The sequence below is a fragment of the Algoriphagus sp. oki45 genome, assembly GCF_036245605.1.
In the GTDB taxonomy this organism is placed as follows: domain Bacteria; phylum Bacteroidota; class Bacteroidia; order Cytophagales; family Cyclobacteriaceae; genus Algoriphagus.
Genome location: NZ_BTPC01000001.1, coordinates 1,095,061 through 1,117,934, shown reverse-complemented (window position 1 = coordinate 1,117,934; position 22,874 = coordinate 1,095,061). Strand labels below are relative to the sequence as shown.

Annotated in this window: 13 protein-coding genes and 1 pseudogene; 5 read left to right on the top strand and 9 right to left on the bottom strand. The window is 44.4% G+C overall.

Annotated elements, in window-relative coordinates:
* Positions 1 to 38: 38 nt before the first annotated feature.
* From AAA942_RS04830 to mtaB, 7 genes and pseudogenes are all read right to left on the bottom strand, one after another.
* The gene (locus AAA942_RS04830) at positions 39 to 446 is read right to left on the bottom strand and encodes a putative toxin-antitoxin system toxin component, PIN family (RefSeq protein ID WP_338219104.1); all 408 of its coding nucleotides are present in this window, start codon (positions 444 to 446) and stop codon (positions 39 to 41) included.
* Positions 436 to 651, bottom strand: a complete 216-nt coding sequence (locus tag AAA942_RS04825) for a hypothetical protein (protein WP_338219103.1) — start codon at positions 649 to 651, stop codon at positions 436 to 438. The genes AAA942_RS04830 and AAA942_RS04825 overlap by 11 nt, the downstream gene beginning before the upstream one ends.
* 138 nt (positions 652 to 789) lie before the next feature.
* Positions 790 to 1,251 (bottom strand): GNAT family N-acetyltransferase, encoded by a 462-nt coding sequence (locus tag AAA942_RS04820; protein ID WP_338219102.1) that lies wholly within the window; start codon positions 1,249 to 1,251, stop codon positions 790 to 792.
* Between the two features lie 144 nt (positions 1,252 to 1,395).
* Positions 1,396 to 1,626, bottom strand: coding sequence for a hypothetical protein (locus AAA942_RS04815; protein ID WP_338219101.1), 231 nt, complete (start codon positions 1,624 to 1,626; stop codon positions 1,396 to 1,398).
* Positions 1,627 to 2,672: 1,046 nt separating this feature from the next.
* A complete protein-coding gene (locus tag AAA942_RS04810; RefSeq protein WP_338219100.1) occupies positions 2,673 to 4,685 on the bottom strand; it encodes an alpha amylase C-terminal domain-containing protein in 2,013 nt (670 codons plus the stop codon).
* 566 nt (positions 4,686 to 5,251) lie between these two features.
* Positions 5,252 to 5,700, bottom strand: a pseudogene (gene tnpA, locus AAA942_RS04805) (IS200/IS605 family transposase).
* Between the two features lie 314 nt (positions 5,701 to 6,014).
* Positions 6,015 to 7,334: a tRNA (N(6)-L-threonylcarbamoyladenosine(37)-C(2))-methylthiotransferase MtaB gene (gene mtaB / locus AAA942_RS04800; protein WP_338219098.1), complete on the bottom strand. Its 1,320-nt coding sequence runs from the start codon at positions 7,332 to 7,334 to the stop codon at positions 6,015 to 6,017.
* A 233-nt stretch (positions 7,335 to 7,567) separates the two neighbouring features.
* On the opposite strand from mtaB, the gene AAA942_RS04795 reads away from it, so the two are divergent.
* From AAA942_RS04795 to AAA942_RS04775, 5 genes are all read left to right on the top strand, one after another.
* The gene (locus AAA942_RS04795) at positions 7,568 to 9,730 is read left to right on the top strand and encodes a glutamine synthetase III family protein (RefSeq protein WP_338219097.1); all 2,163 of its coding nucleotides are present in this window, start codon (positions 7,568 to 7,570) and stop codon (positions 9,728 to 9,730) included.
* A 509-nt stretch (positions 9,731 to 10,239) separates the two neighbouring features.
* Positions 10,240 to 13,365, top strand: a complete 3,126-nt coding sequence (locus AAA942_RS04790; protein ID WP_338219096.1) for a SusC/RagA family TonB-linked outer membrane protein — start codon at positions 10,240 to 10,242, stop codon at positions 13,363 to 13,365.
* A gap of 28 nt (positions 13,366 to 13,393) precedes the next feature.
* Positions 13,394 to 14,959, top strand: coding sequence for a SusD/RagB family nutrient-binding outer membrane lipoprotein (locus AAA942_RS04785; RefSeq protein ID WP_338219095.1), 1,566 nt, complete (start codon positions 13,394 to 13,396; stop codon positions 14,957 to 14,959).
* An 84-nt stretch (positions 14,960 to 15,043) separates the two neighbouring features.
* Complete coding sequence (locus AAA942_RS04780; RefSeq protein ID WP_338219094.1) at positions 15,044 to 16,201, top strand: glycoside hydrolase family 18 protein; 1,158 nt, start codon at positions 15,044 to 15,046, stop codon at positions 16,199 to 16,201.
* Between the two features lie 66 nt (positions 16,202 to 16,267).
* Positions 16,268 to 18,115, top strand: coding sequence for an FAD-dependent oxidoreductase (locus AAA942_RS04775; RefSeq protein WP_338219093.1), 1,848 nt, complete (start codon positions 16,268 to 16,270; stop codon positions 18,113 to 18,115).
* Between the two features lie 142 nt (positions 18,116 to 18,257).
* Here AAA942_RS04775 and AAA942_RS04770 read toward each other — a convergent pair whose 3' ends face one another.
* Both AAA942_RS04770 and AAA942_RS04765 read right to left on the bottom strand, forming a co-directional pair.
* On the bottom strand, positions 18,258 to 19,577 hold the full coding sequence (locus tag AAA942_RS04770) for a vanadium-dependent haloperoxidase (RefSeq protein ID WP_338219092.1): 1,320 nt from the start codon (positions 19,575 to 19,577) through the stop codon (positions 18,258 to 18,260).
* Positions 19,574 to 22,852, bottom strand: a complete 3,279-nt coding sequence (locus tag AAA942_RS04765) for a VCBS repeat-containing protein (RefSeq protein WP_338219091.1) — start codon at positions 22,850 to 22,852, stop codon at positions 19,574 to 19,576. The genes AAA942_RS04770 and AAA942_RS04765 overlap by 4 nt, the downstream gene beginning before the upstream one ends.
* Between the last annotated feature and the right edge of the window lie 22 nt (positions 22,853 to 22,874).

Below are 22,874 nucleotides of genomic sequence, written 5' to 3'. Positions count from 1 at the left end.
AGGTACTGAGAAGAGACTACGCCGAGTGTGGGGATTTTCTATTCTTGGGAAATGAATTCAGCCCAAGAAACGATTTTAGTATTCTGTATTTTCTTTAATTCTAATAAATCAGAATCTCCTGTTACTAAGAAATCTGCTTTCCCGTCAACCGATAGACTTAACAGGAAATTGTCTTTTGGATCCCTGCATTCATTGATTTTTGATTTCACTTCAATCATTTCTCCAAAATCTTCAATTAGGGTAAGGAGTGCTTTGATATCAGTTTTTTTAAAAAATCTTTTGAATTTGGGTCTTTCAGAAACTTCTAAAAACTCTTCTAGTAATTCCTGAGAAAAAATCAGTGTCACAGCTCCAGATTCAAGAAGTACATCCAATTCGTTTAGTCTATTAGAGATTAAAAAACTTATCCACAGGTTGGTATCCAGAATAACCCTCCTATTTTTCATACCGGGCTTTGCGGACTGCTTCGACCTCGTTTGTGATTTCTTCCAGACTCGGGGCTTTTTCTGACTTGCTCCTGAATTTTTTTAATACCTCGGCAAAAGTTTCCTCCGAGTTCTCTTTCCTGATCCGTATCAAATCCAAATTCGCCAGGTCTTTCAACAGGTCCTTGGCTTTAGGATTCAATATGTCAATTTTAATCGTTTCCATTTTTTAAGAACTTTCTTAAAGTTACGACTTTTTTAAATCGGTGGTCATTTTATCCTATCCCCTTATTATCCAATTGGATAAACCTTAGGTGGGAAAGTAGAGTTTTGGCTGGTCCCTTTTTTACACTTTTGGCAGATCTCAAGGACTTTTAACCAAGACTTTTTCAAAGCATACACTTCCTTCTACCCCTTGGTATTGCCCGTATTTCGGAGTCGGTGTGTAACCGAATTTTTGATAAAGCCCGATCGCATCGGTCATGTCATCCCCTGTTTCCAAGACACATTTTCCCATTCCCAAATCCTTAGCCCAGTTTTCTAATTCCTGCAAAACTGCTCCGGCTACTCCTTTTCCCCGGACTTCGGGAAGGACAAACATGCGTTTGACTTCCATGGTGGATTCGTCAAATTTCTTAATTGCGCCACAGCCAACGGCTATTTCATCCCTATAGGCGACGACTACATGTTGGATTAGGTCAATTTTATTGAACTGGGCATAAAATTCATTGCTTTCCCCATTTCGGATGGCTAGATAGTGATCCAATTTGGAGACCAGAATTCGGAAGTCGGGATTTTCTGAAGTGGTGCGCAGGAGTTTTAGCATGTCGTGTAAGGAATCAGAGGGGGGATAGGAGTAATTAAAATCTATTCAATTCCTGTTCGCTTGATTTTTAATTTTTCGGGGATTTTGAATTGGTATAAAAATCAAGAACTTCAAAAAGTTTGATTTTGGCTAAGTGAGACCAAATCAGTTTTCGCTTGCCCATTTTTCAAATTCTTCATCCAATTGCTCCTGACTGGTAAAAAGCCCTTTGTTGATCTGATCTTGCGATAGCTTGATTTCGGATCGTTGTTCAGCAGTCAGGTGGAGTTTTTCTGATTTGCTGTCCAAGATCGTCTTGATGGCTTCCAAGAAGGCCATATCCTCGATTTCTGAGATTCGCTGAATCAGATGCTTTTTAAGGTCTAGGGTAGTCATGGCCTGTGAAGTTTGATTTGAATTTACGGAAAAATTTATTGAATAGGTTTCTCATTTTAGGTTTATCCGAATTGCAAATTCGAAAGGATATTTGGGTTGAATTGCAAATCCCACCCAGCGCTCAGAGTAGCGCTTGGACTTCAGAGGTGGAACGTCGGACCTTTTTGCTCGGCGCTTGGACCGATGAGGTGCAACGTTGAACCTTTTTACTCGACGCTTGAACCTCGGAGGCGGAACGTCGGACCTTTTTGCTCGGCGCTTGGACTTCAGAGGCGGATCGTTGAACCTTTTTACTCGATGTTTGGACCTCAGAGGCGGAACTTTGCACCTTTTTGCTCTGCGCTTGGACCTCAGAGGTGGAACGTCGGACCTTTTTGGTCCTCGCTTGGACCTCTGAAGTGGGAGGGGGTACTTCGGAAGTACCCCTCCCCAACTCTAAAATGAATCGTGTGAGTTCCGAATCGAACTGGTTTAGTTAAAAGTTGAACTTATTGAGCTCGAAATCAAACTGGTTCATTTAAAAGATGAACATACTCGTTTCTGGATCGAATTAGTTCGGTTAAAAGATGAATTCAGTCGATTCTGAATCAAACTTTTTTAGCTAAAAGATAAACTCATTCGATTCTGAATCGAAATGGTTTGGTTAAAAGGTAAACTTATTGAGCTCGGAATCAGACAGGTTTGGTTAATAGGTGAACTGACTTAGTTCGGAACTGAACTGGTTTAGTAAAAAGATGACTCGAGAAGGCTTCAAACTGAGCCAAGTCGGTTCGGAAGTGGGGGGTGTAGGGATTTGGACTGGAAATGGGTTGAATTGCAAATTCAAAAGGATAGTAGGGTAGGACAAGGCGTCAAGAAATCTTCCCTATAGAAGATTTTAGCCTTGGGTCGGATTGCAGGGTGGGAAAACTTCACCCAGCGCCAAATTGGACTTCAAAGGTGCTGAGAAGAGACTACGCCGAGTGGGGGCCCAACTTATTTATTGATACATTTTTGGTCCACATATTTTCCAAATTATTGGTGTGTATATGTACTTATTATATACTTTATTTTTTCCTCCCCATCACCATCACCACCCGATTCGGCACATACAAATGCACCTGTTGGTCTTTGTCCGTGGGGTAGGTGATCGATTGATCGAGTCGCTCGAAGCCGCCGTATTCCTTGTCGTCGGAGTTAAGCAGGATGTGGTAGGTCCCTTTCTTTTTCATCCGGATTGGAAATCCGAAAAAGGACTCGGTAGGATGGAAGGAAAACACAAAAATCAGCCCTCCCCGCTCATAGGCGAGGACTTTTTTGTTGGGTTCGAGGAAGAGTTGCTCAGCAGGAGGGGCCGAGAGGAGCTTATGGTCTTTGACCAATTGGATCATGGCCTTATCCCATGCGTCGAGTTGCCGGTAGCGCAGGTGGGGTGTATCCACGAGTGACCACTGCCGGCGGGCGTATTGATAGCTCCAGTCGTTGCCCAGTCGGGGGAAGTCCACCCACTCCGGATGCCCAAACTCGTTGCCGATAAAGTTGAGATAACCTTCTCCCCCGAGGGAGATTGTAATCATACGGATCAACTTGTGCAGGGCGATGCCTCGGTCCACGACGAGGTTTTGCTCCAGCACAGACATGGAGAAGTACATTTCCTTGTCCATCAGCCAGAAGGCGATGCTTTTGTCCCCGACCAGCGCCTGATCGTGGCTCTCGGCATAGGCGATGGACTTTTCCCGCAGGGGCCGGTTGGTCAGTTCATGCCACAGCTCAAAGAGATCCCACTGCTCGTCGAGTTTGTGCTTTAGCGTTTTGATCCAGTAGTCAGGGATTCCCATGGCGAGTCGGAAGTCGAAGCCGATTCCTCCATCGGCCACTTTTCGGGAAAGGCCCGGCATCCCGCTGACCTCTTCAGCTATGGAGAGGGCATGGGGCTTGAGTCCATGAATCAGGGTGTTTGCGAGCTGAAAATAGAGCAGGGCATCCTCATCCACTCCGGCATCGAAGTACTTCTCTGCGGAGTCGAAGGACGTATGCCCATGGTGATGGTAAAGCATGGAGGTAGCCCCATCGAAGCGGAACCCGTCAAAGTGAAACTCCTCCAGCCAATAGCGGATATTGGATAGGAGGAACTGCTGCACTTCCCACTTGCCATAGTCGAAAAGCTTGGAATCCCAGCCCTCGTGATAGCCCCGCTCTCCGGGGTGGAAGTACTGTGCATCCGACCCGTCAAATTCATTGAGGCCTTCGTTGACGTTTTTGACAGCATGGGAATGGACAATGTCCATGATCACGGCGATGCCCATCCTGTGGGCAGTATTGATCAGGGACTTGAGTTCTTCGGGTGTCCCAAATCGGGAAGAAGCGGCAAAGAAGTTGGAGACGTGATAGCCAAAGGAACCGTAGTAGGGGTGTTCCATCACGGCCATCATCTGAATGGCATTGTAGCCTCCGGCTTGGATGCGGGGGAGGATGAGTTCCTCGAATTCTTGGTAGGTTCCGACCCCGAGCTTTTCCTGAGCCATGCCCACATGGCATTCGTAGATCAAAGGCATGGCTGCGATCGGTTTCAGGGAAAAATCCTGATCGGTCCAGGTGAATTTTTCCTCGGGAAACCACAGTTGGCCTGCAAAGTCATGGGTTTTTTCATCCTGCACCACCCGGGTGATGTAGGCGGGAATGCGGTCCAGATCAGTTTCATTGGCACCGATGACGCGGACTTTGATCCGGCTTTGGTGAACGAAGGTATGCTGGTATTGCTCAAAAGGGAGGAAAATCTCCCAGTCGCCCCGATGATTTTGACGTAGGGGATGGGAATTGCGATCCCACCAGTTGAAGTCTCCTATCAAAAAGAGGGCTTTGGCCGCAGGGGCCCATTCCCGGTAGATCCATCCGTTTCTGAACTTGTCGAAGTGTATGCCATAGTACTCATGCATCCGGGCAAATTCGAGAATGCTGCCGGAGAAGTCATTGATGGCCTGAATGGCGGATTGATAGCGCTCGTATCGGCTTTGGATGACTTGGGCAAAAGGTTCCAGCCAGGCTTCGTCGGTAAGGATTTGTAAGGGTTTTTGGCTCACGAAAAAGTAGGAATTTTGATTGAGATGAAATTAGGAAAAATAATGAGGAATGGAAGTGTGGTGGAAAAAGTTTCACTCCTTCGGGGCTCAAATAAAAAGTTGTTTACTTGCTACGGGCTGTCGCCCGCGGTCATGAATGGTTAGGCTCCTTCGGAGCTGTCTTTTCCAAAAAAATAGACTTTTAAAAAGGTAGCTCTGACCTCTGAAAATCAGATCCGAAGGATTGTTACTTTTCATGACCCTCGGTGACTGTAAGGAGCCGGGGTCTGAAGGATTTAAAAACTACCTAGAGCCCTGCAGGGGTGATTTTCTTAAGAAAGAAAAGGAGTTTCACCCCTTTGGGGCTCAAATAAATGATTACTTCCCTACCACGGGCTGCCGCCTGCGGTTATAAAGAGTCTTGCTCCTTCAGAGCTGACTTTTGCAAAATTAAACCTTCAAGAATTTACACTTTGGTTTTGTACAAGATCCGCAGGATCGTGACTTTTCTTGACCTCGGGTGACCGCAGGGAGCCGAGGGTAAAGAATTTACTGAAGATGGTAAGAGCCCCAAAGGGGTGATGTTTTTATTTTAAAAAATACCTTTCATCAATGGTGACTCCTTCCTCAATGAGTAATTTTCTATACTCATTTTCAAACGAAATCCTCTCGTGATGTTCTTTCTGTTTTTTGATATATCCAATTATCATATCCTTTTCTCTATACGACACTGAAAAAACACCATATCCATCAGCCCAGCCTTTGAATTTTGGAAATGTCCCGTCTGTTTCATCCATCCACTGGAAAAAGATTTAACATCACGAACAAAATCAGAAACAGGAATTGTGGGATGGATGTCGACCAGCATATGAATGTGATCTTCTATTCCGTTGATTTGGTAGAGCTTTGAGTTTTTATTTTTAACTATTCCCCAGATGTAGTTGTAAAGGTCTTTACAATGGGAGTCATTGATAGTTTTTTCAGATCCTTTTGTATGAAAAACGATGTGATAGAATAATTGGCGATAGGAGGTCATAAAAATTGATTTTGATAGAGTTGAATTTAAAAGTGTTGGATGAAAATAAAAACAAGCTTCACCCTTTCAGGGCTCAAAAATGAACTGTCTTTCGTTTCCACGGGCGGCCGCCCTCGGTCATGAAGAGTCTTGCTCCTTCGGAGCTGGGTTTAATAACAAGAGTATTCTTAAAAGCTCAAAACATGAAATTTCTAAATCAGATCCGAAGGATCGTTACTTTTCGAGACCCTCGGTGACCGTAGGGAGCCGGGGTCTGAAGGATATAAAAACTACCTAGAGCCCCGCAGGGGTGATTTTCGTTTTTTTAAATTGACTTAGTGCCGCTCATACACCATCTCCGGCTCCAGCACTTCCACATTACCGGCCTCGTTGATTTGATCCAGCTGAACGACTTTCAGCTCATTGATTAGCATCGGGTCATATTTTGCGGCTACGCGGATGTAGTTTTCTGTGAATCCGTGCATTTTTCCATTTTCCACATCCTCTTCGAAAAGTACCGTGAAGGTCTTGCCCAGATTTTCCTCGTAAAACTTCCTTCTCTTTTTCTCAGAGAGAATCCGAAGCATTTTGGAGCGTTCGTTTCTCTTTTTCATGGGAACCACGCCATCCATTTCGGCGGCCCGGGTATTAGCCCGCTCTGAATAGGTGAATACGTGGAGATAGGAGATGTTTAGCTCGTTGAGGAAATTGTAGGTCTCTAAAAATAACTCGTCCGTCTCTCCGGGGAATCCCACGATTACGTCCACTCCGATGCAGGCATGAGGCATGAGGGTTTTGATTTTGCTTACCCGGTCTTCATATAGCTCCCGGAGGTAGCGACGGCCCATCTTTCTTAAAATGGTGTTGGAACCTGACTGTAGAGGAATATGAAAGTGAGGGACAAATCGCTTGGATTGAGAAGCAAATTCGATAATCTCGTTGGTCAGTAGGTTGGGCTCGATGGAGGAAATCCGAAACCGATCAATCCCTTCCACTTCGTCCAAGGCAAAGACCAAGTCGGCAAAGCGCTCATTTCTTTTTCCGTCTACAATCCCAAAGTCACCAATATTGACACCGGTAAGGACGATTTCTTTTACATCGGTAGCGGCAATCTCCCGCGCAGAAGCCAAAACTGACTCGATGGTATTGCTGCGGCTTTTTCCCCTCGCCAAGGGAATAGTGCAAAACGCACAGCCATAATTGCAGCCATCCTGCACTTTGAGGAAAGTCCGGGTACGGTCATTAATTGAGTATGCATTATTAAAGGAGCGTGCTTCGGTAATCTCGCTGGCGAGGACTTTGGCTTCCTGCTCTTTTGCGAAGTCGCCCAAAAGCTCATGCAATCGGAATTTCTCTGCAGCTCCCAAAACAGCGTCTACCCCCTCGATTTCGGAGATTTCGGTAGGTTTGAGTTGAGCGTAACAGCCAATGATCGCCACATAGGAATCAGGAGATATTTTTTTAGCCTCCTTTACGATCTTTTTACACTTCTTGTCGGCATTTTCGGTGACCGAGCAGGTGTTGATGATGAAAATGTCGGGATTTTCCTGAAAATCGACTTTCAGGAAGCCTTTTTCCTCAAATTGTCTGGAAATAGTAGACGTTTCTGAGAAATTCAGCTTGCAACCGAGCGTATAGAAGGCGACTTTTTTCAATTTTCTCCTTTGGATAATGAATGCGCAAAGGTAAGTAATCCCCAGCTTTTTACAATTTTCCTAATTCTCCGTCCAAAACACACTTTTTTCAGGGGTTTGGTCTTATTTTGAGCTATATTTTTTGAAAAAAGTGGAAATTTTTTGAAAAAGTACCTCAAAAAATAGCCGATCTCATTTTCGAGTGCATATTTTTCTATTTTTGTGGGTGTATTCTTAAACCACAATTTGTAGATATGGCAACACTAAGACAATCAGCCTTGGCCATGGTTCAGGCCAGACAGCGGGTAGCAGTAACCCCGCCCTCCTCTAAAATTTCAGACTACTTCGGCACCAATGTATTTGGAATAGCTCAGATGAAGCAGTCTTTGGCTCCATCTGTTTTCAAAAAGGTGATGGAAGCGATCGACAAAGGATCCAAAATCGATCCGGCTACCGCTGAGGAAATCGCATCTGCTGTCAAAGTGTGGGCTATGTCCAAGGGAGTGACTCATTACACTCACTGGTTTCAGCCTTTGACCGGCGCCACTGCCGAGAAGCACGACTCCTTCTATGACGCGCATGCCGGCTTGGAGAAATTCAAAGGTTCTGCTTTGGTGCAGCAGGAGCCTGATGCCTCTTCATTCCCGAATGGAGGTATCCGATCTACTTTTGAAGCCCGTGGCTATACTGCTTGGGATCCATCCTCTCCGATTTTCATTTTTGAAAAGACTCTTTGTATTCCTACCATCTTCGTTTCTTACACCGGAGAGGCTTTGGATTACAAGACACCTTTGTTGAAGTCCATGGAGGCTGTCAACGATGCCGCAGTAGCCATCTGCCAGCTTTTTGACAGAAACGTACGCAAAGTGACTCCATCCTTGGGTGTGGAGCAGGAATATTTTGTCGTGGACAAAGCCCTTTTTGCTGCCAGACCTGACTTGGTGATGGCTGGAAGAACCGTCTACGGACATACTCCGGCAAGAGGTCAGCAATTGGAAGACCATTATTTTGGTTCTATTCCTACTCGGGTGAAGGACTTTATGATGGATTTCGAAATTGAAGCACACAAGTTGGGTATTCCGGTTTCTACCCGTCACAATGAGGTGGCTCCTGGTCAGTTTGAGGTAGCTCCGGTATTTGAAGAAATCAATAAGGCTACTGACCACAATCAGTTGCTGATGGATATCATGGACAAAGTAGCGGAGAAGCATGGCTTCAAGGTGCTTTTCCACGAGAAGCCTTTTGCCAATGTAAACGGAAGCGGAAAGCACAACAACTGGTCTTTGATTACAGATACCGGTGTAAACTTATTCCAGCCTAGCAACTCAGCTAGAGAAAATTTGCAGTTCCTTGCATTTTTGGTGGCAACTGTGAAAGCTGTTTATGATCATGCAGACCTTCTGAGAGCAAGTATTGCTTCTGCCTCCAATGATTTCCGTTTGGGAGCCAATGAGGCACCTCCTGCTATCATGTCTGTTTTCTTGGGTGCTACTCTGACTGAATTGTTGGATGAATTGGAGAAAAACGGAAACGTGAAGATCGAGAAGGGAGACAACATGTACATGAAGTTGGGTATCTCCAAGATCCCAGAAATCATCCTGGATAATACCGACCGAAACAGAACTTCTCCATTTGCCTTCACTGGAAACAAGTTTGAATTCCGAGCTGTTGGTTCTTCTGCCAACGTGGGCGGTCCTATGACTACCTTGAATGTGATTGTAGCTGATGTTTTGAAACAACTCTACAAGGACATCGAAAAGGAAATGAATGCAGGCAAAGAGAAGAAAATTGCCATCGTCAATGTGCTCAGAAAGTACATCAAGGAGTCTAAGAAAATCAGATTTGAGGGAGACGGATACTCTGACGAATGGGCACAAGAGGCTGAGAAGAGAGGCTTGTCCAATCTGAAGTCTACTCCTGAAGCATTGGATGTGTACACCAAGAAGGCGACTAAGGAGCTTTTTGAGCGTCACAATGTGCTTAATGGAGTGGAAATCCACGCCCGTCATGAGATTGAATTGGAGGCCTTCATTAAAAAGGTGCAGATCGAAAGCCGAGTGATGGGTGATTTGGCCCTAAATCATATCATTCCTACTGCAATTCTTTATCAAAATAAGCTGATTGAAAACGCGAACGGTCTGAAAGGTTTGGGACTGGATAATGCAGCTGCTGTAGAGACTATCAAAGAAGTCTCCAAGCATATTGCCAACCTCAAGACTGCTGTCACCGAAATGGTAGAAGCAAGAAAGCAGTTGAATAAGGAAGATGACATCATCAAGCGTGCTAAAGGATATCAGAAGCAAGTGAAAGAGGCTTATTTTGACAAAATCAGATATGCAGTAGATAAGTTGGAGCTTTTGGTAGATGATGAAAGCTGGCCTTTGGTGAAGTATCGCGAGATGCTTTTCATCAGATAATTCTGAGCAAATACTTTAATATAGAAGCCATCCCTTGATTCAGGGGATGGCTTTTTTTTTAGACTATTCTTGACTAAGCTTTGATTTTTGTATAGAAAATTGGATTATTTCTAAAAGTATTTAGACGAAACGATCATTTTTAAGATAAGTCCGTAGAAAAGTCGATTAATTGATAAAAAAAGCCTCCTTTTCAATAAAAAAAAATATCACAACTCCAACTTTTAAAAAAAAATTAAAAAAGAATTCAGAGAAAGTGTAAAAAAAATTAGAAATTCTTTTGTCTGAATGCTTGAAATATTTAGCTTTAAGGCTAATAAATAAAATATGGTGGTGAATTGGGTCATTGTCAGAATGTTTGGCTGAATCTCATTTTGTCACACTTTTTATCCGTTTGGTTTTCATTTTAAAATAAAATATATGGTGAACAGTTTACTTGATCTTTTCTCCAAAAAGCATCCGGATCACCGGATAGAGTCAATCCAATCATTTATAACCTATAATTACCAGCTATGAGAAAGTTTCTAGCAAGTGCTTTTCTGTTGGTTTTTACGCTGGGGGTGGTATTCTCAGCGCAAAGCCAAGAGAGGGTGTTGAAGGGAGTGGTCACTGCTTCGACAGATGGTCTTCCCATGCCCGGGGTCACGATCCTGGACAAAAGTAATCAGCGGGGTACCACGACCAATGTGGACGGGGAATACTCCATTTCGGTGACGGATCAGTCCGTTTTGGTATTTTCTTTTATCGGATTTACCTCCAAAGAATTTACTGTCGGAAATCAGTCCGAACTCTATGTAGTTTTGGATGAAGATGCCAGCGAATTGCAGGAGGTGGTTGTGACTTCCTTCGGTATGCAGAGAGATCAGAAGTCCCTTGGATATTCTGTGACCCAGCTTTCCGGAGATAAGTTTACCGAATCCAGAGCAATCAACTTGGGAAATGCCCTTACAGGTAAAGTAGCTGGGGTGAATGTGACCCCTCCTTCCACTGGTGCTGCCGGTTCTACCCGTGTGGTCATTCGGGGAGGTTCCTCACTTACCGGAAATGATCAGCCTTTGTATGTAGTAAACGGTGTTCCAATTGAATCCGGAAACCTAGGTTCTGCGGGACTCTGGGGTGGAAATGATGCCGGTGACGGGCTTTCTGCGATCAACCCGGATGACATTGAATCCCTTTCCGTATTGAAAGGAAATACCGCTGCGGCTCTCTATGGAGCTCGTGCAGCTAATGGGGTAATCATCATTACCACCAAAGGAGGATCGGCTCGAAAAGGAATTGGAGTTTCTTTCAATTCTAACTTTACTGTAGAAAATGTGGTAGATGAGACCAATTTCCAGAGAATCTACGGCCCAGGTCAGGATGGAAGAAGACCTTTAACTCAGGATGAAGCAATTAATACAGCCATCAATGGTTGGGGTGCTCGCTATGACGGAGCCGCGGCTATCCAATTTGATGGACAGCAAAGACCTTACTCTTATCTTGGTGAAGACTTTTCTGATTTCTACAGCGCCGGACATACCTGGAATAATTCCATTGCCCTTTTTGGAGGAAATGAAAGTACCAACTACAGATTCTCTTTCTCCAATCTGACAAACGAAGATGTAGTGCCTAATGCTGGTTTTGACAGAAATGTGGCCAATATCAGCGTAAACAGTAAGCAGGGTAAATTTACCCTTGCGGTAACTGGCCAATATTCGAAGCAAGAAGCTACCAACAGACCAAGACTTTCTGACTCTCCAGGCAATGCCAATTTCTCCATGGTAGTAAAGCCGGGAAATATTCCTTTGGATGTGATCAAGGGCGATCCCAATAAGCCAGGTGCATTACCTGATGGAACTGAGCTTCGCTATCAGTCCAACGTGTTTCAGACCAACCCTTATTGGGCGGTATATCAGTGGGGAAGAACTGACGTGACAGACCGAATTCTGGGAAATATGTCTTTGAGATATGATTTCACGGATTGGTTGTATGCTCAAGGTAGATTTGGTACGGACTATCAAGTAAGAACTGATGATGCCTTTGAAGCTTATGGAACAGCCTTCAAGCCACGGGGAAGCTTCAACACAACTACTCAGAGTATCAGGGAAAACAATGCAGATTTCATGCTGGGCTTTGAGAAGACTTTTGGAGATTTTGATGTGGATGGATTCGTGGGTTCCAACATCATGAGAAGAACTATCGAATCAAAAAGAGGAGGAGGAAACGACTTGGTTGTACCTTTCTTCCACTCTGTGACCAATGTGGCTGCACCTACCTTCGGATATGGATTCTCTGAATTGGGGATCAATTCCTATTTCGCAGCTGCGAACGTAGGCTACAAAAACATGATCTTTCTTAACCTCACGGGCAGACAAGATCAGTTCTCTACCCTTGCGCCAGAAAACAGCAAATTATTCTATCCATCCGTGGGTCTTTCTGCTGTCATCTCTGATATGATCAAGATGCCTGAATTTGTGACTTTTGCCAAGCTTAGAGGTAACTGGGGTCAAGTAGGCGGTGGAGCGCCAAATCCTTATGCTCTGAACCTGACTTATGGATTGGTGGGAGCAGGTCACTTGGGAGGAAATCTAGGCCAAATCAACAATGGGGCGATTCCTAACTCTACTCTTTCTCCGTATTTATCAACTGAGTATGAAATCGGTGCTGATATCCGCTTCTTCCAAAACAGATTGGGATTTGATGTGGCTTACTATAACAGAACCACTACAGACGATATCTTGAATACAAGTATTTCTGCCACTTCTGGATTTGGTGCCACAACCATCAATATCGGGGAATTGCAAAACAGAGGTATTGAATTATTGATCAATGCTACTCCATTAGCAGGAGAATTTAGATGGGATATCTCCTTCAACTTTGCCAATAATCAATCAGAAGTGTTGAGCTTAGGTACCAATGCTGCAGGTGATCCTATTGAATTCATCAACTTGGATGAAGCAAGAACCAGAAGAGAGCGAATCAGACACATCGTGGGACAGCCACTGGGTATGATTGCAGGATTTAAGCATCAGCAAATCAACGGTCAAAAGGTATATGATGCCAATGGTTATCCCGTGACAACTGCGGGATATGAAACCATCGCTGAGGGACGTCACCCGATTTCCGGTGGTCTGACCAATACCTTCTCCTACAAAGGATTCCGATTGATGGCCTTGATCGACTTTAGACAAGGTGGTTCTGTCATGTCAGGTACTAACTATTTCGCTTATCAGCTCGGATTGCATGAAAATACACTGAATGGCAGAGATGGAGGTCTTACTGTATCTGGTGTGACTCCGGAAGGAACGCCAAACACTTGGAATATTCCAGCTAACCCGGCAGATCCTACCGAATACAGAATCGACAACTACTGGCAGCGCTATTCACAAGTGACTGAATATGTGGTTTACGATGCTTCCTTTGGTAAATTGAGAGAATTCTCTTTCGGATATACTTTCCCGAATTCTTTCATCCAAAAGACGCCATTCCAGTCTCTTTCTTTGTCTTTGGTTGGTCGTAACCTGGCTATCCTTTGGTCAAAAACTCCAAATATCGATCCAGAAGCGGCCTATACTACTTCCGGAAATGCTCAAGGATTGGAGTTTTTCTCGGTTCCTGCAAACAGAAGCTTTGGATTTAATCTTTCTGCCAACTTCTAAGAAGGTCTAACCCTAAAACTATTTGAAAATGAGAATTATCAATAAAATATCAGGTTTGATGCTGGCTGCCTTGCTTTTTGCTACTTCTTGTAGCGAGCAAGACCTACTTGACCTGAATATCAACGAGAACGCAGTCGAAGATATCGACATGCAGTACCTATTTTCCCTAGGTACCTTGAGAATCGGTGGGGAGTATGAAAATACCCGGGCAAATATGCTCTATGCAGCGACCATGATTCAGCACACTGCGTCGACTGCAGGATACTTTAGCGGAGACAAATATTTCTATAATGCACAGTATTCAGGTGCCTACATGGAAAGACACTTCACAGATGTCATTCGCTTGTTTTCTGAAGTAATCCGAAAAACAAATGACAATCCTGCGGAGGCTAATGTGAATGCCGCAGCGACTATTCTTCGGGTATTCGATCTTCACCGGATGACTGATATGTATGGGGACATTCCTTATACTCAGGCGGGCTACGGGTTGGAAGGGGAGCAAAACTGGTTCCCTGCCTATGAGCCTCAAAAGGAAGTTTACTACAAAATGATTGACGACCTCAAGGCGGCAAGAGATAAATTCTCTGCATCTGCAAGACCATTGGGAGTGCAGGATTTTGTGTATGGTGGAGATATTGCCAAATGGAAGAAATTTGCCAATTCGCTCTTGATGAGATTGGCAATGAGAATCTCCAATGTTGATCCAGGCAAAGCGCAGGAAGTATTCACTGAAGCTTTCAATAGCGGTGCCTTCACAAGCAATGATGATGTGGCATTTATCCACTATTCCCCAGGACCTCAGGGCGTAAACCGAAACGGATTGAATGACGGTTATTGGAATACCTACAAATACTCCAGAGACTGCAAGATTTCTGAGACGTTCATGAACTGGATGACTACCAATAACGACCCAAGAAAGATGATCGTGACTGGCGGAGTGGGTAATCCTGAGGATGCTTCTACCTGGATCACTGATCCCGAAAAGCAAATCGGAATGCCTAATGGATACAATTCTACCAATATCAGAGAAGTGGTACCTCCAGGTACTCTGGATGGATTCACTATCGTTCAACAAAACTTCTCCATGCTCAACCTTAAGTATTTGGATTGGGAAGATCCTTATTTCCTGATCTCCTATGCTGAAGTTGAACTGATGAAGGCTGAGGCCGCCATGAAAGGCTGGATTTCCGGAAGCGCAGAAGGTTTTTTCAATGCAGGTGTGGCAGCAGCTATCAATGCTTGGACTTATTTTGATCCTTCATTTGCGGTGACTTCTGAAGAAATCTCCGATTACATTGCGGGTCGTGGTTTTGCGACTGCATCTGCGGAAGACAAGATGAGGTTGATCGGTGAGGAATATTGGGCAGCTACCTATCTGAATGATATCGAGTCTTGGGCCAACTGGAGAAGAACTGGATATCCTGTTCTGACTCCTACACAAGATCCAAACGCTGAGGAAGGTAACTTCATTCCTAGAAGATTGAGATACTGGGAGTCAGAGATCGGCTCCAATCCTGAAAATTACCAAGCTGCCATTTCCCGAATGGGAGGCGACCTTTTTGCCACCAAAATGTGGTGGGACGGAGGAAATTAATTTTCAGTTAAACTTATATTGGACAGAGGTTTTGGCTTGGACCAAGGCCTCTGTCTTTTTTTACTTTGTGCCAAAAGAAATTCTATGAAAAGAACCTGCCTTATTGCTTTAGCACTACTTGTGACAGTACTTGGATGTAAAACCGAACCATCTTCGCCTGTAATTGTAGCCTATGTGGCCGGCTGGAAGAAGGTCGACCCTAAGCGAATCCCAGCTGAGCGGGTTACCCATATCAATTATGCCTTTGCCCATGTAGACAGCCTAGGATTAATTGCACCTATGGAAGAGGGGCACGGAGCGCGGGATAGCCTTAATTTTCGTGCACTCCATTCTCTCAAAAGCCGTAATCCTGATCTAAAAATTCTGGTCTCAATAGGCGGCTGGACCCATAGCAAGGGGTTTTCTGATGCTGTTTTGACCGAAGAGGGGAGAAAAAAACTTACTCAATCCGGTATTGATTACCTCATCAAGCACAAGCTCGACGGATTGGATTTTGACTGGGAATATCCGGCTTTGCAGGGTGATAATAATCCTGTGAGACCTGAGGACAGAGAGAATTTTGTCCTGATGCTCAAAAGCTTTAGAGAGGCATTGGATTCATTGGGCGCAGTAAATCAAACGCACTATTTGAGCACCATCGCTTCTGGAGGATTCAGGAGATACTTGGAGGTAAATAATCTGGCAGAAGCTCAAAAGTACCTGGACTTTATCAATATTATGGCTTATGATTTTTACACAGCAGGAGATAAGACCACTGGCCACCATGCCAATCTTTTTCCCAATGGGGCAAAGGGAAGGTCTGCTTCCACTGCAGTTGAGGAGCATATTGAATTTGGAGTTCCAGCCGAAAAACTGGTCTTAGGTGTTCCTTTTTATGGGAGAATGTGGGGAAAAGTCAATCCTGTGGAAAACGGTTTATTTCAACAGGGAGAATTCAAGATGGGACTGCCTTTTCATCAAATTTATGCTTTGGGCATGAATTCCAAATTCAAGCGGTATTGGGATGACAAAGCACAGGCTCCCTATCTGCATTCAGCTCAGGACTCTACTTGGATCACTTATGAAGACCCTGAATCCATTGCCAAAAAAGCTGAATACATCCGGAAAAAAGGGCTGAAAGGAGCCATGTTTTGGGAGCTTTCAGAAGACAATACCTGGCTTTTGATCCAATCCCTTTATGAAAATTTGAACCCAGGAAAAGACTTTGCAGTCGCAGACCAACCTCCTGTATCTGGCTCTTGAGAGAAATTAAATAATATTTGAGGATAGTAAGGAAATCCAAGTATTCCTCCTAAAAATTCCAATCCAATGAAGAAATATTTTGTCTTTGCCTTTTTCCTGCTTTCAGCAGGGATTTCTTTTGGGCAGCAGCGCTACGATTTGATTATTGTAGGAGGAGGAGCAAGTGGTACTGCGGCAGGAATTGCCGCCGGCCGATTGGGTACCCAAACGCTAATTATCGAATCTACTCCCTGGCTGGGGGGGATGCTGACTTCGGCAGGAGTCTCAGCTATTGATGGAAATCACCGGCTGCCTGCTGGAATCTGGGGCGAATTTAGATCCCGACTGGAAGCCTATTATGGTGGCCCGGACAAACTCTCCACTGGCTGGGTGAGCAATACGCTTTTTGAACCCAAAGTAGGAAATGAAATCTTACAGAAAATGACCGCAGAAGTACCTGCGCTAAAAATTTCCTTTGATTCGGAATGGGAAAGTGCCAACTATGAGAAGGGTATTTGGACCGTGGTTTTTTCTCAGAATGGTCAAAAATTCACCGTGACTGCACCCATGCTGATCGATGCGACAGAATTGGGTGATGTGGCTGCATCACAGAACCTGCCTTACCGTCTAGGAATGGATGCTCGGGCTGAAATAGGAGAGGAGTTTGCTCCTGAGATGGCAAACGACATTGTGCAGGACCTGACCCTAGTGGCTACTCTTCAGGATTATGGGCCTGGAGTAGATAAAACTATTCCCCGGCCTGATAATTATGACCCACAGGAATTTGCCTGTGCCTGCGCTCATGCAGACCCGATTACAGACAATGCGCCTACATTGGATTGCGGAAAAATGCTTGATTATGGCAAGCTTCCCAATGGGAAATACATGATCAACTGGCCCAACTGCGGCAATGATCACTACGTCAATCTGGTTGAATTGAGCCCGGAAGAAAGGGCTGCTGAAATCGAAAAGGCCAAGCAAACTACCCTTCGATTTGTCTATTTCATTCAGCATGAATTAGGCTTTTCCCATTTAGGCTTGGCGGAAGAGGAATATCCAACTCAGGATGATCTTCCCATGATTCCCTATCATCGGGAGTCAAGACGATATCGGGGGATGGTTGACTTTACCCTCCCTTATGTCAGGACTCCTTATTCTGCCCCGACTCCACTTTATCGTACAGGAGTGGCAGTGGGAGACTATACGATCGACCATCATCACAAAAAGAACTTGGATGCTCCAGCAATTGATTTTATCAAAATCAGAGTACCTTCATACAATGTTCCTCTAGGCGCTTTGGTACCTAAAGACCATCCTGCTTTGATTCTGGCGGAGAAAAGCATTTCTGTTTCCAATATTGTGAATGGGGCTTCCCGTCTTCAGCCGGTCGTTTTGGGAATCGGTCATGCTGCCGGGATTTTAGCGACTGTTGCCTTGCAGGAAAAAAAGCCCCTACAGGAAGTTTCAATCCGTAGTGTTCAGCAAAAGCTTTTGGCACAAGGGGCCTTTATTATGCCATTTTTGGATATGAATCCAAGTCAGCCGCATTTTTCTTCCATGCAAAAAGCCGGAGCTGCCGGAATCTTCAAAGGGGAAGGAGTGCCTTATCTTTGGGCAAATCAGACCTGGTTTTATCCTGAGCGATTGGCCACTGAGTTTGAAGTTGTGGATGGGCTGCGACCTTTGTATCCTCAACTGAAAGATTTTTGGGGAGCATCCGGTGACTATCTCACAGGTTCCAGGCTTTTGGTTTTCCTTAAATTGATCAATGCCAACTTATCCGAAAGTGACCTGAGCAGTGCTTGGCAATCCTCAGGCCTTAAGGATAGTTTACTCCCTGAAAAGCCTCTGACTCGATTGGAAACCTCGGTGCTTTTGGATGCTACCCTGAAGTTTTTTGAAAAGGAAGTGACTTGGTCAGGAGATTTTAAATGAGATTAAGCCACTTTATGCTTTCTCATTAATTCAGTTTGTTACATGAATCGAGGGTAAGGCTTGGCCGAAAATCGAGGTTTTTTGTCTTACGTGGTGATCATTTTCCCCGAAGGATAAGATCTACTTTCAAAAAATTATTACCTTATTTTTCCAGATGGGTCTGTTGAATAATGTATTTCGCAATTCGGTCTCCTTGCTCGACTCCATATTCTATAGCATCCCGATAATGAATTCCTCCGTAAAGCCTGGAGATGGCCGCTTCCTGAGATGCTTGGAGAAAAGAATCAAAGGGTCTTTCCGGCAGGCCAAAGTAAACCTCAGAAGTATCCAAAAAGGAGAAATTATCTCCAAAATATGCTGTCAATACCACAGCCGAAGCTGTGGAAATCACTGAATGTCCTGAGGTGTATTCAGGAAAAGGAGGAGTCTGAAGCAAAGGTCTCCAAGACTGATCAACTTTCTGGTTGATGGCAGTTTCAGGCCGGATCCGATTGGTGTCGTATTTCGCTTTCCAACAGGAGACAAAAGCATCATGCAGGGTCATCCCAACCAAGGCGTGGATGTAGGCCGTCTCAGCAAAGCTTAATTGGGCTATTTGAGCAGCTATTCCTGTGATTCCGATCCAATGACCTCCCGGAGATATTTTTTTAACTCCAATAGCCATATGTCCGGAAAACTCTACCTTGAATGGATTGCAATCCCAGAAGTTGGCAATGAGTTTTTGCTCTTCGGTTAGATTTTGGGTGACGGTGTATACTTCTTCCAATTGAACCTGAAAGGAACTTCCCTTCGTCAGGTCAAATGGAGCCATGGGTTTTGGGTCAAACTCCTCAAGATTCTTGATGAAAAAAGTCTTCATCGTTTTCCATTCCGGTTCCACTGGAGCCATGTAGGCTGGAGGAGTTGGATACCAGTAGCCCTCGCCCTCTTTTGGGGTATATCTGGGAAGAGCGGTGAGTTGGATGTACCCGTCTTTTTGGGCATAAGAGAGTACAAAATCTGCAATTTCCTGAGCGAAGGCGAGATTCGTTGTCTGGTCTTTTTTGGAAATCACCTTGTTTTTTAAGCCCCATGAAATCCAGTCTTCCTGTGCTTTTTTCAATAAGTAGCCAGAGGGCATGACTTTTTCTCCTACCAAAAGCATTGCATAAATAGCCGGGAATTCAAAATTGTTGATTCCGGAGGTGGAGGGTTTAAATCCAGCTGTTTGAATGGGAGAGGAAGGAAGAAAGTCAGGTTTGGAAAATTCGGCATCCGACTGTCGGATAGCCAGATAACTTGCCAAAGTAGAATATGCGTAAATTCGGGCAGCGACGGGAGGGCTTGCCACGTCAGTAACCATGACCTCGGTAATTTTAAAAAGTTGATCCGCATAGATTTTTGGCCAATCCAATGCTTTTTTCTGAGCTGAGGAGGTCAAAGTTATAAAAAAGAGGATCAGAAAAACGAATCTGGTTTTCATTTCAAAATAAAGGATTTGACAGGCTGTTGATTGATTCCAAAGATTAGATAGCTGGATTCTCCTGATTTGACCTCAAGGATGGATCTGATATCTCCCCTGATGGCGATTCCAGTCTCCTCTGGAAGTGCAGATGTAAATTCACCTTTGCTATTGCCCAATAGTACCAAACCATGTCCTGCATCAATTCTTCCGATTCGGATTCTGCTTTGGTTTTGATTTCCTCCTAAGATCAAGTCCAAATGACCATCCTTGTTGATATCTATGCTGTGAATAGCGAATACCGGAAAGGATTGGGCTAATTTGGGTAATTTCTTAGGGATAAAACCATTGGGGGTGTTTTCCAAAAGAAGGGTTTCCAAGGTTTCAATTTGGAGTTTTTGTGCCTGATCCAATTGCTCCTGTGAAAACAAATCCTTCATTTCGGCTTTGGAGTAGGAAGCATAATCGGTGAATTTGCTACGCATACTTACCATCTGATCCAGCAGTTCGTCCCGGCTTGGAAATGGATAAAAACCCTCGCCAATTAGGCATTCAATGATGGGGTCTATGCTTCCATTTTGATCAAAATCATGAGCGTGTAGGGTCATAGGAGCCTCCGGATTGGCTTTCAGTGGTGAATTGAGTCCAAAATTACCCAAGATCAAATCCAAGTCTCCGTCTCCATCCCAATCCACTTGGTGCAAGGAATGCCACCACCCGGATAGGTGCGGAGGGAAGAAAGCATCACTTTGATCTGAGAATGCTCCGTTTTCCTGGATCAAGGCCTTGGGAGACATCCATTCCCCGACCAAAATCAAGTCCTCTTTGCCATCTCCATTCAGATCCTGAACAGCCACTCCGGTGATCATCCCAAGTTTGGAATCGGATAGATAGCTGGAGCTTTGGTCAGAAAAGCCTCCTTTCCCGTCATTGACCAAAATCTTGGATTCGGGGATTTCCGGATATCTTCCCGGTACGATTCTACCGCCAACAAATAGGTCCGGCATGCCATCCTGATTCGCATCGAGGGTGGTTGCTGCTCCTGTACTTATTGCATAGGATGGAAAGTCAGCACTGGGAACCAATACTCCCTGACCATCATTGAGAAAAAGCCGGTCTTTAAGTCCTTCATCTTCTTTTAAGAAATCATGGTACCCGCCACTACCCAAGAACAAGTCTAAATATCCATCTCCATTGAAGTCTTCCATTAGCACTGCCCCGTCTACAAAGCCGGACGAGGACCGAAAGCCCCGATAGGCTTCCCATTTTCCCTGAATGAAAGAAAAAATCCTTCCTGCAGATCCTTTATTTCCCCCAATAAATACCTCAGGAATCCCATCCTGATTCAAATCACCTGAGGCTAAAATGGGGCCTAAATGACTAGGCATAGTCAGCAGCAGAGGTTGCCTTTTGAAATCATTGAGGGTGGAAAGAGATGGGTTGAAATCCAGGGTTTGAGGTATCTCTTCTACGAATGGACTTTTTGTTTTTGTCTTGGAGAATTGCTTTGTTTCATCCAAGCCAAAAGTGTAAAGTTTGTTGGTTTCCAGGTCGAAATATTCGCTTTCCGAGCTATTGGGCCAGATTACTTTCAAACTGTCAAGAGTCCCTATCTCTCCCAATCCTAAATGCAAAACTGGACTTACCGAGGATTGGAATCCTCTGACCGGGCTTTGTTCCAAAAAGAAGGTGTTACCTGATGCATAGGCCAAAACTTGCGCGCCTAGGGCGAAGGTATTCTTTTCAGGACCTTTCAGGGAAATTTTGATCCAGTTTCCACCGTTTGATTTGTTTTCGTAAATAGATGCGGTTTCGTTGATATGATTTACTACCAAGTCCAAGTCTCCATCTCCGTCCAAATCGGCATATGCAGCTCCCGAAGAGAAGCCTTTTTCCCCTAATCCTGAGGCTAGGGACAAGTTTGAAAATGTTACATCTCCCTGATTTTCGAAGAAATAATTATGAATAGGGGTAGAGGTCATGGAAGTGACTAAGTGTAGCGTATCTGCGTTCTCTTTAGCTACAGCTTGTTTGAAGTAATAATCCCCTTTGTATTTTAAAAAGTCTCGGTTGGTATAGTCCCGATAATATCCATTAGTCACAAACAAGTCTTTTCTGCTGTCATTATTTGCATCAAAAAACAAGGCTGACCAGCTCCAGTCGGTATTGGAGATCCCGGCCAATTGCCCTACTTCGGCAAACTTTCCCTCGCCCAAATTGAGATGAAGCATATTTCGCATCAGTTGATGATGGAATTTGCGTCGGATCATCAAATCGTACTGCTCGTAGTTCTCAGGTCCGTAGAGCAGTTTTTGCCGCTCATTATCCTCCGGAAGCATATCCAGAGTGAAGATTTCCTGTCTCCCGTCATTAGTGATATCCGCGATATCTGCCCCCATGGAAAAATGGGAGATATGGGATAGGTAGTCGGTAAGAAGATCTTTGAAGGTTCCGTCCCTCTGATTAATGTAGAGATAGTCCTGCTCGATGTAATCATTCGTCACCAGTAAGTCTGGCCAACCGTCCTGATTGATATCTGAGCTTACCACTCCTAATCCAAAGCCTAAGGCATACCCTTTAATTCCAGCTTCTTCGCTTACATCGATGAATTTGCCTTCGTCATTTCGGTAGAGTTTATCTCCGGCCGTGGGGTGTCTTCCACTTCTTGCCGCGTCAAATTCCATTTCGTTAATGACCTGAATATTGTGATTCAGAAGAAAAAGGTCCAAATCTCCGTCTAGGTCATAATCAAAAAACAAGGCTTGGGTGCTATTTGACGGATCAGCTATCCCAAACTCTTCAGCTTTTTCTTCAAATTTGAAATTTCCCTTATTGATCCAAAGCTCATTTTTTCTGGAAGAGTCTGGGCCTTTACCGGAGTAGCACACATAGATATCCAGCAATCCGTCTCCATTTACATCAGCCATGGATACGCCCGTTGTCCATGAACTCTTTCCCTGAGTACCTGAAGACTTGCTGACATCTTCAAATTTGAGTTTACCCAAATTCCTGTAAAGGCGGTTGGAGACCATGTTTCCTGTGAAGAACAGGTCGTCCAATCCATCATTGTTTAAATCCCCAATAGCAACACCTGCCCCGTTATAAAAATACTCATAGCGTAGGATGTTGTTTTCCCTATCTTCCTTGAGTTGATTTTTAAAAGTCACTCCGGATGATTTGGGATTTACTTTTTCAAATCTGGAGGGAGTTTTCTGGGCGAACCCTTCTGATCTTCCCAAGCACAAAAGAAAGAAAAAGGTAAACCCTAATTGAGAGAATGTTGAGAAGGTACTCATGATGAGATGCTCTATTGAAGAG